We start from the raw sequence: 10,565 nt of genomic DNA on the forward strand, positions 1-10,565 counted from the left end.
AATTGCTCCAGGTTCACCGTCGCTGGAATTCCGGCGCCATCAACAGCAGCGCCAGGCCTTGCTGTTTGGACTCGGCGCGCGCAATCGCCTGCCGTGTCTCGGCCGAGACGGACGTGCCGACCAGCGACGCCAGCGTCTCGTCGGGATCGCCGATGTCGTCCGCCTGCTTCGCGGCCTGCCAGGCGATGTCCAGCCGCGTCTTCAGACCCTCGGCGGAGGTCCATGCGTCCGTCCGGTCGGAGAAGCCGTTCGGCCCTGGCGGCTGCCACAGCGGCTCGCCGAGCACGTTCAGCCAGCGAAGCGACCGTTGCGGTTCGTTGCCGGCAGTGGCGCCGACCGCCCGCCGCAGCGCCACGACATAGTCCAATGGCGAGCGCAGCTTGGTGAGCGGCGTCGACCAGGCTTCAGGCATGTCGATCAGCGTCGACGCGATCGAGCGCAGGTCGCCGTCGGTCCTGCTGAAGACCGTGGCCAGACGGGCGACCGCCGCCGGCGGCGGATCGTCCGCGATGAAATGGCGGGCAAGCTTGCTGGCGATGTGCTGTGCCGTGGCCGGGTGGCGGGCAATATCGTTGAGCGCGGCCTCCGCCTGACCCATGCCGCCGTCGGGATAGGTCTTGCCGAGCAGCACCGCCTGGCCCGGCTGGTGCGCATTGGCGTTGAAGACGAAGGTCCCCGGCTCTCCCAGCCGCCCCTCGCGTCCAGCCATCGTCCAGCCGGTCAGCATGCCGGCGAAGCTGGTGACGTCGGCCTGGGCATAGCCGCTGCCGACGCCGAGCGTGTGCAGCTCCAGGATCTCGCGGGCGAGGTTCTCGTTGAGGCCGCGGCCGCGCCGCTTGCCGGCGCGGGAATCGGGGCCGATGGACTGCTGGTTGTCGAGATAGAACAGCATGGCCGGGTGGTGCTCGACGGCCAAAAGCATGTCGGCGAAGCGGCCGAGCACGAAGGGCCGGATCGCCTCGCGCTCGAAGGCGCCGGCGCAGGCCCGCACGACCGGCGCCTTGGCGACGGAGACGCAGAAATGGTTCGACCAGAAGCCGACAAGCCGTTCCACGAAACCGGGCGTCGCGGCGAGCGCCTTGTCGAAACGGGCCTGCGCTTCGTCGCGATAGATATCGGCCTCGACACGTGGCACCGCGGGTTTGGCCTTTGTAACGACCGGGCCGGCTGGATCATCCGCTGCCATCGGCTGCATGGCGGCCGATGCCTTCTCATCGCGTGCCGCCTTGCGCTCCATGGCTGCCGCCATGCTGGCCTGGATCGCCGCCGTGCTGTCGAGCAGCCCGGCATTCCGCGGGTCGTCGGGGGAAACGAGTGCGATGTCCTGCTGCTTGAGCTCGGCCTTGAGATAGCCGCGGGGATCGGCGGCGATCTTGCCGAGATCATAACCGGGTTTTGCGCCGAGGCCGAAGCGGTTGAGCGCGACCAGGGCCGGATCCGGCGAGGCGGAGTTTGAAACGGATGCGGCCAACGAAGCCTCCGTCCGAAGCCGACGCAAATCGTGTCGGTCGACATGTTCCATGAGCGCAAGAGCGCTCACGACGCCGGCCGCAGCACCGGCGCCATGAGCGGATCATCACCAGCGGCGCCAGTGGTGCCAGCGATGGTGAGGATGCCAGACCGGGCCGATATAGACGCGCGGTCCGCCCCAGTAATAATAGCCGGGATAGATCACGCGGCGGTTGGGCACGCAGCGGCCCCAGCGGTTGGGATGCCAGCCCGGACCGCAACCCCAGGCGGCGTGCTCTATCATTGCGGGTGGCGCGACCGGTGCGATCGGCATCGCCGAGGCGGCGCTTGCGGCGGCCGTTCCGCCGATGGCGAGCGCGGCCGCGAGCGAATATTTCGTCAGACTGTTCATGGGATACTCCCGAAAGTTCCGAGGTTGAAGAGAACCTGCCCGCCGCCAAAGGCGGTCACAGGTCTGTCCCTCTTTCCCTTGAACGGAGCGCGCCCGCTCTTTCCGTCGCCGGCTATGGCGATTTTTTTGCAGGCGGCGGCTGCCGGCCGGCGCGCCGCAGCAGGGCGTCCGCCAGCAGCTTCCGGTCCTCTGGCGATCCCGATGCCGCGAACTCGATGATGCGTTGCTCGAGCCGCGTGCGGACGGTGACATCGGCATTGCGCGCCCGCTCGAGCGCCGCGGCAAGCGCGTTGCTGTCAAGGGTCGGCTGCTGCAGCAGGTTCGCCGCCTCGCGCCGCGCGGCCTGCCCGTCGAGGATCACGTCGCGGGACTCGCGGCGCACCTCGCGCAGCGCCTGGCGGAAGATCTTGCGGTCGGCGGCAGGCAGCCGGCCGCCCGCCGATTCCAGCGAAAGGCCCGGATTGGATTTGCCGATCATCCAGCCGGCGCCGCCGGCCACCGCGCCGATCAAAAAGACATTGAGCACCAGGGATGCCGCGACGAGACGGGGGTTCATAGATCCTCCTCGGCCTGGTCGGCATCGGGTCCGGCGTCGCCGAAGGATGTCGCATTGGCGTCCATCACATAATGATCGGGTTGGATATCCGGGGCAACGACGGTCACCAGCGCCAGTCCGGCTACGGCGCCGGCGAGCCCGACGCCCGCAAGCCCGAAGCCCAGCCACCAGAACCGGCGGCGGCGCTCCTGCCTGACCTCGGTCGCGGCGCGGGCGACGATCGCGTGATACAGCGTCGGGCTGGGTGCCTCGACGCGATGCCGGTCGAGCATGGCGTCGAGCCTGCCGGCGCGCCGCAGGATGGCGCGGCCCTCGTCGGTCCCGGCAAACAGCATGGCGGCGGCCTGTTCGGCCGGCGGCCAGCGGTGCAAGGCGCTTCCATAGGCATCCGCCAGCGCGGCGAAGCGCCCGGCATCCATCGGCCCGTTCGTGGTTTTCTCAGCCATCTCGTTCCCCCTTCCGCCGTTTTGACGTGGCCCCCCACGTCCTTGCCCGCGAAGCCGGCAATGCCCTTGCCGTCTCAGTCATTGCCATCGTCTCCAACGAGCATGGCCTGCAACGAGCGGCGACCCCGCGCGAGCAGGCTTTCCAGCGCATCGACGCTGACCTGCATGGCGCCGGCGGCCTCGATGTTGGACAACTCCTGATAATACACCAGCACGATCGCCTCGCGCTGGCGCGGCGCGATGCGCAGCAAGGCCTGGCTGACCCTGCGCTCTTCGTCGCCAGGCATCGCATCGGGAAGCGGTGCGTCATCGGCCACCTCCGGCAGCTCGTCCGTCGTCCATTCGCGCCGGCGCCGCAGCCGGTCGTAGCAGAGGTTGAGCGCCACTCGGTGGATCCAGGTGTCGAAGCGCGCTTGCCCCTGGCGCCAGCCCGAGGCGTGGCGCCAGATGCGCACGAAAGTCTCCTGGGCGACGTCCTCGGCCTCCGCCGCGTCGCCGAGCATCCTTGTGGCCAGGGCCAGGATGCGCGGCAGCTTGCGCGCCACCATTGCCTGCACGGCCGCCGCGTCGCCGGCGCCGATGCGGCGTACCAGTTCCTCGTCCGGATCGGCGCCCATCAATCGGGGCGCTCGCGACTGTCATTGTGCGGCATAACCTCTTGGTCATTGCTCCTGCTTGGGAGCGGATTTGTGGCCCGGCCTCTCGTCAGCGCCAAGCACGCCGTCGCCATTCTTGTCGAGCCTGGCGAAGCGCTTGGCCAGCAGCGCGTCGAGCTCGCCCTTGTCGACGAAGCCATCCTTGTTGGCATCCATGCGCGCGAAGGATTTGGCCGGATCGCCCTTGGCCTTGCGCGCGGTCTGGAAAGCGGTCCATTCGGCGAGGCTGACCTTGCCGTCATTGTCGGTGTCGGCCCGCATGAACGCCTTTTCCCGGCGCGCCTCGAATTTTTCCAGCGTCAGGCCCGATTTGGTTTGGTCAGCCTTGGCGGCGGTCGAGCTGTCCGGCGTCGTCTGGGCGGGGGCAGGGGGCGTCGTCTGGGCGACCGCGACAGCGGTCTGCAAGCCAAGGGCAACGGCGAACAGGGTGGGGCGGATCATGCTCTCGTCTCCGGTTGGGCGCGGCCATTGGCGGCCACGCTTCAGCCATTGAACGCGGCGACGAGCAAAATCCGTCGGTCCTTTTTCGACCGGACAGAGATCCCCCGAATCCGGCATGGCCGAACCGGAGGATTTTCAGGGCAGCAGGCGACGACTATCTCGGCTGGTCGACGACCACCAGCTGGTCCGGCTTGAAGCCTGCATGCTGCGGGGTCCAGACGTCGCCTTCGCGGTTGAACCAGTGGCACAGATACATGCCGGAAGCCGCGCCGTCGCTGATTGTCATTTCCGGGCCTCCGGATTTCAGCCTGACGACGTCTCCGGTCTTGAAACTATTGGGCATTTCGACCTCCCATGCTGACAAAGGGAGTTTCCCACCAACATCGATTCCCGACAATGGCCGAGATGCGCATGTTAAGTGGTGCAGGACGGGAAGCCGTGGCCCGGATCATGCCGAGGCTTTGGCGCCGAAACGAGCGGCCGATCGCTCCTTCGGTTCAATCGGTGTCGCGCGGGGGAGCGGCCGGCTGCGCCGATTGGCTGTCTTCTCTAGCCGGGCGGACGGTCATGGACATTTCATCGGGCCACAATGCCTGGGCCTTCATCACCGCCGCCAAAAGATTGTCCGCCTCGACGCTTCCGATTTCAGTCAGAAGCGGGCTGTTGGCTCCTGCCTCGAAATCGACGTGATAGACCGTCCAACGCCTCATTGCATTTCCGACAATTTGCGTCTCGGCACGGGCACGCGGATGGAAGCCCGGCTCGCTTCTTGTGGGTAGGCTTTTGAGGTCCGCAAGCCGGGCATGCGCCGACCGATGGGCGGGGGGCTTGGGGTTACCGGCCGGCGCGATCGCGAGACTGTCTGATTTGCCCGCTAGGCCACAATCGACCGAGGTCCATCCTGCCGGGCGCATTGGTCTGAAAGAACCAAAGATATAGCCCCTTATTCCGTTGGGGCAGATTGCCTTCGCCGGTGATCTTTTGTCACCTGACCCCATTGCCTATGGTTCACGGGCAGACCGCTCAAGGCTCGGCCTCCGGTAACGGCTTGGTTCTCGTGGAGAAATTTGGTGCCGCTTGCGTGACTCGAACACGCGACCCCATCATTACGAATGATGTGCTCTACCAACTGAGCTAAAGCGGCCCGGGAAGCATCAGGCTTCCAGAATGGGCTGCGTGATAGACTCAACCGCTCGCTAATTCAAGATGGGCAACGGTGAATTCCGGCCTCGCCGGCGGCAATTCCGATCTACGGTTACCGCGCGACGGGGTGAGGCGCGGCCTGCGGCGGCGTGCGGGCCGGCTGTCCTTCGCGCCCCGCCGGCCGGCGCGGCCGTGTCGGCGGTGACGAAAAATGTTGATTCTTCAACAAAAAATGCCGAAATGACTTTGGCCGGCAAGGCAGCCGCTCGCCGTTGATCGATTGGTCGTCCGCGGCTAACGATCAGACAACCGGGAGCGAACGCGCAGAGGGAGCTCGCTTGGACCCCATCGAGAAAGCGATCCGCAATGCCTTCGAGAAAGGCAATGCCGAGGACCGGGCGTTCCGCGAGAAGGTCTATCGATCGGCCTTTGCCGCGCTCGACCGCGTCCTCCAGGCCAATCCGAACGTCACGGTCGAGGCCGCCATCGGCCGCCGCAAGGCGGTACAGGCCAAGATCACCGAGATCGAATCGGAGTTCCTGCCGGCCGTTCCCGACGTGACGCTGCCGCCGGAAAACGTCGTGCCGGCCGGCAATCGCTCGCCGGACCCCCGCGTCGAAGCGCCGGCCGTCTCGGCCGCGCCGTCGGTCGACGCGCCACGGCCGCCGTCGCAATCAGCACCCTCGCCCTCGATCACCGTCGATGGCCCGGTGCAGCCCGATGCTTCGGATCAGCCGCGCTCGCGCGTGCTGCCACGTGTGCCCGACATCATGCCGGACGAGACGGCGCTTCCGGATGCGCCCACGCTTGATGATTCGCCGGGCGCTCCCGTCGGCAACGGCGCCCAGGTCGCGCCCGACCGCGACGAGCGGCGGATCAGGGGCCGGCGCCTGCCGCTCACCGCGATCTTCGTTGTGGCGACGCTGCTCGCGGCCGCCGGCATCGGCCTCTATTTCGCCAAGCAGAACGGGGTCTTCAAGACGGCGGCCGAGCTCGACACCGGCCCGCCGGAACCGACGCCGACGCTGGACGACGAGGACTCCTCGCAGCCGGCCGAGCCCGGCTCGCCGCAGAAGCCGGGCGAGGCGGACCAGTCGAAGAACTGGATCAACGTCTTTTCGCCCGCCGATCCGACCCATGTCAGCGCGCCTTCCGATGCCGCCGCCGAGGTGATGAAGGACGATACCGGCCAGTTCCTGCGCATCCGCTCGGGCGCGTCCGGTTCGGCCATCGCCTTCGATGTCGGCCAGGGCGTGCTGGAGAAGCTTGCCGGCAAGCATGCCATGTTCGACATCGTCGCCCGCTCGGAAGAGGGCAAGGAGACGCAGATCTCGGTCGACTGCAATTTCGGCGATTTCGGCGATTGCGGCCGCAAGCGCTATGCGGTCGGCCACGAGCGCAACGAATATCTGTTCGACGTGCAGTTCCCCGACAAGCACCCCGGCGCGGCCGGCACTATCGCCGTCAATTCCGACTTCGACCAGAAGGGCAAGTCGGTCGATATTTACGAGATCCGCGTTTCGGTCGCGCAGTGATCGCGCTTTTACCTGTCGCCGCAGGCGCGGGCGGGGTGACAGCGCCGACGTCGGATTTTTAGCTCTTAGCCATCCAGCAGCGCCTGCAGCGTCTCGATGCGGTCGGCTTCCGCGGCCGGCTTGTCCCAGCGCAGCCGTGAGATGCGGGGGAAGCGCATCGCCACGCCCGATTTGTGGCGGGTCGAGCGGTTGAGGCCTTCGAACGCCACCTCCAGCACCAGCCCGTTCCTGCGGTCGGCGCGCACCGAGCGTACAGGCCCGAAACGCTCGATCGTGTTGTCGCGCACATATTTGTCGATCTCTCTCAGTTCCTCGTCGGTGAAGCCGAAATAGGCCTTGCCCACGGGGACCAGCTCTTCCGAGCCCTCCGGACCGGACCAGACGCCAAATGTGTAATCGGAATAGAAGCTGGAGCGCTTGCCGTGGCCGCGCTGCGCATACATCAGCACCGCATCGATGGTGTGCGGATCGCGCTTCCATTTGAACCAGGGCCCTTTCGGCCGGCCGGCGAGGTAGGGCGAGTCCCAGCGCTTCAGCATCACGCCTTCGATGATCGGATGCGGGGGCGCCTGGCGTAGCCGCTCCAGCGTCTCCCAGTCGGCGAACGCGACCAGCGGCGAGAGGTCGAAGCGGCTGGGATCGAGCGTCCCGACGAAGGCTTCGAGCCGCTTGCGGCGCTCGGCGAAGGGCAGCGCGCGCAAATCCTCGCCGTCGATCTGCAGCGCGTCGTAGCAGCGCATGAACGCCGGATATTGCTGCTGGATCCTTGGCGACACGCTCTTGCGGTTCAACCGCTGCTGCAGGTCGGAAAAGGTTCCGGTCGCCTCGCGCGGGTCGCCCACCAGGAGCTCGCCGTCCAGCGTCGCTTCGAAATTCATGGCGGCGGCAAGGTCCGGGAAGGCGCCGGACACGTCGTCGCCGGTGCGCGAATAGAGCCTGCGGACGCCGCCTTCGCACACCGCCTGCACGCGGATGCCGTCCCACTTCCATTCCGCCGCATAATCGGCCGGGTTGAGCTTTTCGAGGTCGTTGTCATCGACGGCATTGGAAAGCATCACCGGCCGGAACAACGCGAGCGCCGCGCTCTTCGGCTTTTCCGCCCGGCCCTCCAGCCAGGCGAACAGCGCGGTGTAAGGCGGCGTCAGGCCGTGCCAGAGTTCCTCGATCTCGGCGACGTCGACCTTGCCGAGGTCGGCCAGCGCCTGCTTGGCGAGCCGTGCCGACACGCCGATGCGCAGCCCCCCGGTGACCAGCTTGATGATGGTGAAGCGCGCCGAGATATTGGCGTCGTCGAGCAGCCGCGCCAGCACTTTGGGCCCGTCCGAGCGGCTTGCCGCCTGCAGCCTGCCGACCACCTCGGCAAGCGTCGGCACATGATTGGGGATGTGCCCTTGCGGTTGCGGCCAGACCAGCGACACGGTCTCGGCGAGGTCGCCGACATAGTCATAGGAATAACCGAACAGCACCGGGTCCATGCGCTCGACCACCAGCGCCCGCAGCATCGCCGGCTTCACCGCGGCGATGTTGAGATCGCCCGTGATCGCCGCCAGCGCCAGCCCGCGATCGGGGTCCTCGACGCTGCGGAAATAATCGGTCAGCAGCGTCAGCTTGCCGTTGCGCGACGGCGTCAGCACGAGACGGTCGAGGAGCTCGGCGAAGCGGTTCATGCGCGACACGCCAATGACGAAAGCCGGCCCGAGGCACCCCCCTCTGTCCTGCCGGACATCTCCCCCGCAAGGGGGGAGATTGGCAGCTTCGGTGCCGTCGCATTTTCCGCACCGTTGGAGATTGGCGAAAGCCGGCGCGACATCTGATCTCCCCCCTTGCGGGGGAGATGGCCGGCAGGCCAGAGGGGGGTGTGAAGGATCGCGGCGTTGGCGATTCCCGCATCAAGAATCGCCATTCAATCGCTCTCGTCCTCGTACCCCACGAGATGCAGCGGCCTCGCCGCGATGCCCTCCAGCTCGCACCAGCGCACCAGCGCTTCCTCGCGGCCATGCGTGACCCAGATTTCCTCCGCGCCGGTTTCCTTGATCGTGATGATCAGCTCATCCCAGTCGGCATGGTCGGAAATGATCAGCGGCAGCTCGACGCCGCCCTGCTTGGCGCGCTGGCGGATGCGCATCCAGCCCGAGGCGAAGCAGGAGATCGGATCGGGAAAACGCCGCGCCCAGCGGTCGGCAAAGGCCGACGGCGGCCCGACGACGATGGCGCCGGCGAAATCGGCCTTGCCGCCGCTTTCAACCGTCGCCGGCTCGAGATGGCCGAGATCGATGCCCTGGCTTTGATAATAGTCGCTGAGCTTCGCCAGCGCGCCATGGATATAGATCGGCCTGTCGTAGCCGGCGTCGCGCAGCAGCCGCATCACGCGCTGCGCCTTGCCCAGCGCATAGGCGCCGATCAGATGCGAGCGTTCGGGAAATTGCGCTGCCGATTTGAGCACGCGCGCGATCTCGTCGCGGTCCGGCGGATGGCGGAACACCGGCAGGCCAAAGGTCGCTTCGGTGATGAAGACATCGCACCGGATAGGCTCGAACGGCAGGCAGGTGGCGTCTTTCTGGCGCTTGTAGTCGCCGGAGGCGACGATGCGCATGCCTTTGTGTTCGACGCAGATCTGCGCCGAGCCCAGCACATGCCCGGCCGGATGAAAGGTGACGGCGACGCCGTTGATGTCGAGTCTTTCACCAGGGGTTGCGGCCTGCGTCGTTCCGGCGAAATCCTCGCCATAACGCAGCCCCATGATGTCGAGCGTCTCTTGCGTCGCCAGCACCGAGCCATGGCCGGAGCGCGCATGGTCGGAATGGCCGTGTGTGATCAACGCCCGCTCGACGGACCGCACCGGATCGATGAAGAAATCGCCGGGCGGGCAGTAGAGGCCCTCCGGCCGGGATTTGAGCAGGTCGCTGGCGCGCATGGCTTTGAACATAGTGACTAAATTTGCCGCGGGAAGTCCGTTGCAAGAGACTGCTGACTCGTCTTGGATCGGGATGGCGCGCCATCACGATCCAACTCTTTGTTGGAGCATGATCTCTCTCCGAAAACCGGTTCCCACTTTTTGTTTCGCTGACCTTCGGTTCGGGATCATGCTATGGAACCCTTCGCCGGCTCGCCGCGCCGGTGGGATCCTTCACGAATGAAACCGCTCCAGGCCTCGTCGGGCGATTTGAACGCGGACCGCCGCGCCGATTTCGCCGAGATGCTGCTCGCGTCGGGCGAGCCCGCGCAGGCGGCGGAACTTCTGCTTGGCGCGCTGGAGCTGGCGCCGCGATGGGCCGCTGGCTGGTTTCGCCTCGGCGAGATGCAGGAGGCGGCGGGCCGGCTCGACCAGGCCGCGCAGGCCTGGGTGATGGCGCTGAAGCTCGACACCGCGGACCGTCTCGGCGCTGCGCTGAAGCTCGAGCTGATCGGCAAGGCGCCGGCGGCCGCAGCTCCGCCCAGCGCCTTTGTCGAGACCTTGTTCGATCACTATGCCGACAGTTTCGAGGACTCGCTTGTTGGGAAGCTCGGCTATGGGCTGCCGGATTTCCTCTGGCGCGCCATAAGCAAGGCAAGGCCCGGCCGGTTCCGTCTGGCTCTCGACCTCGGCTGCGGCACCGGCCTGCTGGGTGAAAGGCTGCGCCCTTTCGTCGACCGGCTGGAGGGCTATGACATATCGGCCGGCATGCTCAGGAAGGCGAAGGCCAAGGGCATCTACGACCGGCTGGCCAAGGTCGATCTCCAGAATTTCTCCCACACCGGCGACAGCGCCGACCTCGTCGTCGCGGCCGACGTGTTCATCTATCTCGGCGCCCTCGACCGAATCGTCGGCGCCGTTGCCGGCATGCTTGCCGAGGACGGCCTGTTCGCCCTTTCGCTCGAGACGCTTGCCGGCGGCGGCGATTTCGCCCTTTTGCCGTCGCGGCGTTATGCCCACTCCGAGGCCTATGC

General features: G+C 66.7%; 12 protein-coding genes and 1 tRNA gene. 3 read left to right on the forward strand and 10 right to left on the reverse strand.

Translation table 11 applies throughout. The features are described 5' to 3' along the window. Positions 1-13 precede the first annotated feature (13 nt). The 7 genes from EOD07_RS09670 to EOD07_RS09700 all read right to left on the reverse strand — a co-directional run bounded on the left by EOD07_RS09670 (position 14) and on the right by EOD07_RS09700 (position 4,303). Positions 14-1,471 (reverse strand): DUF1800 family protein, encoded by a 1,458-nt coding sequence (locus EOD07_RS09670; RefSeq protein WP_245470001.1) that lies wholly within the window; start codon positions 1,469-1,471, stop codon positions 14-16. Positions 1,472-1,576: 105 nt separating this feature from the next. Then, positions 1,577-1,861 carry a hypothetical protein gene (locus tag EOD07_RS09675; protein WP_127235265.1) on the reverse strand — a complete coding sequence of 95 codons (285 nt, stop codon included), beginning with the start codon at positions 1,859-1,861 and terminating at the stop codon, positions 1,577-1,579. Between the two features lie 112 nt (positions 1,862-1,973). Beyond that, on the reverse strand, positions 1,974-2,417 hold the full coding sequence (locus EOD07_RS09680; RefSeq protein WP_127235266.1) for a periplasmic heavy metal sensor: 444 nt from the start codon (positions 2,415-2,417) through the stop codon (positions 1,974-1,976). Further along, positions 2,414-2,863: a hypothetical protein gene (locus tag EOD07_RS09685; RefSeq protein WP_127235267.1), complete on the reverse strand. Its 450-nt coding sequence runs from the start codon at positions 2,861-2,863 to the stop codon at positions 2,414-2,416. The genes EOD07_RS09680 and EOD07_RS09685 overlap by 4 nt, the downstream gene beginning before the upstream one ends. Before the next feature lie 74 nt (positions 2,864-2,937). Continuing rightward, positions 2,938-3,480: an RNA polymerase sigma factor gene (locus EOD07_RS09690; protein ID WP_127235268.1), complete on the reverse strand. Its 543-nt coding sequence runs from the start codon at positions 3,478-3,480 to the stop codon at positions 2,938-2,940. Positions 3,481-3,525: 45 nt separating this feature from the next. Continuing rightward, on the reverse strand, positions 3,526-3,960 hold the full coding sequence (locus EOD07_RS09695) for an acid-shock protein (protein ID WP_127235269.1): 435 nt from the start codon (positions 3,958-3,960) through the stop codon (positions 3,526-3,528). Positions 3,961-4,114: 154 nt separating this feature from the next. Next, positions 4,115-4,303 (reverse strand): YodC family protein, encoded by a 189-nt coding sequence (locus EOD07_RS09700; RefSeq protein ID WP_073989443.1) that lies wholly within the window; start codon positions 4,301-4,303, stop codon positions 4,115-4,117. Positions 4,304-4,356: 53 nt separating this feature from the next. On the opposite strand from EOD07_RS09700, the gene EOD07_RS09705 reads away from it, so the two are divergent. Next, positions 4,357-4,650, forward strand: a complete 294-nt coding sequence (locus EOD07_RS09705) for a hypothetical protein (protein ID WP_127235270.1) — start codon at positions 4,357-4,359, stop codon at positions 4,648-4,650. 378 nt (positions 4,651-5,028) lie between these two features. Here EOD07_RS09705 and EOD07_RS09710 read toward each other — a convergent pair. Further along, positions 5,029-5,104: transfer RNA gene (locus EOD07_RS09710), tRNA-Thr, on the reverse strand. A 337-nt stretch (positions 5,105-5,441) separates the two neighbouring features. On the opposite strand from EOD07_RS09710, the gene EOD07_RS09715 reads away from it, so the two are divergent. Further along, on the forward strand, positions 5,442-6,638 hold the full coding sequence (locus EOD07_RS09715) for a hypothetical protein (RefSeq protein ID WP_164772149.1): 1,197 nt from the start codon (positions 5,442-5,444) through the stop codon (positions 6,636-6,638). Positions 6,639-6,703: 65 nt separating this feature from the next. On the opposite strand, the gene EOD07_RS09720 is transcribed toward EOD07_RS09715, so the two are convergent. Both EOD07_RS09720 and EOD07_RS09730 read right to left on the reverse strand, forming a co-directional pair. Beyond that, complete coding sequence (locus EOD07_RS09720; RefSeq protein WP_127235272.1) at positions 6,704-8,305, reverse strand: cisplatin damage response ATP-dependent DNA ligase; 1,602 nt, start codon at positions 8,303-8,305, stop codon at positions 6,704-6,706. Between the two features lie 236 nt (positions 8,306-8,541). Continuing rightward, the gene (locus EOD07_RS09730) at positions 8,542-9,552 is read right to left on the reverse strand and encodes a ligase-associated DNA damage response exonuclease (RefSeq protein WP_127235276.1); all 1,011 of its coding nucleotides are present in this window, start codon (positions 9,550-9,552) and stop codon (positions 8,542-8,544) included. Positions 9,553-9,771: 219 nt separating this feature from the next. On the opposite strand from EOD07_RS09730, the gene EOD07_RS09735 reads away from it, so the two are divergent. Next, positions 9,772-10,565 (forward strand): methyltransferase domain-containing protein (locus EOD07_RS09735; protein WP_127235274.1); only part of this gene is annotated, 794 nt, incomplete at its 3' end.

It is taken from the genome of Mesorhizobium sp. M2C.T.Ca.TU.002.02.1.1 (assembly GCF_003997225.1).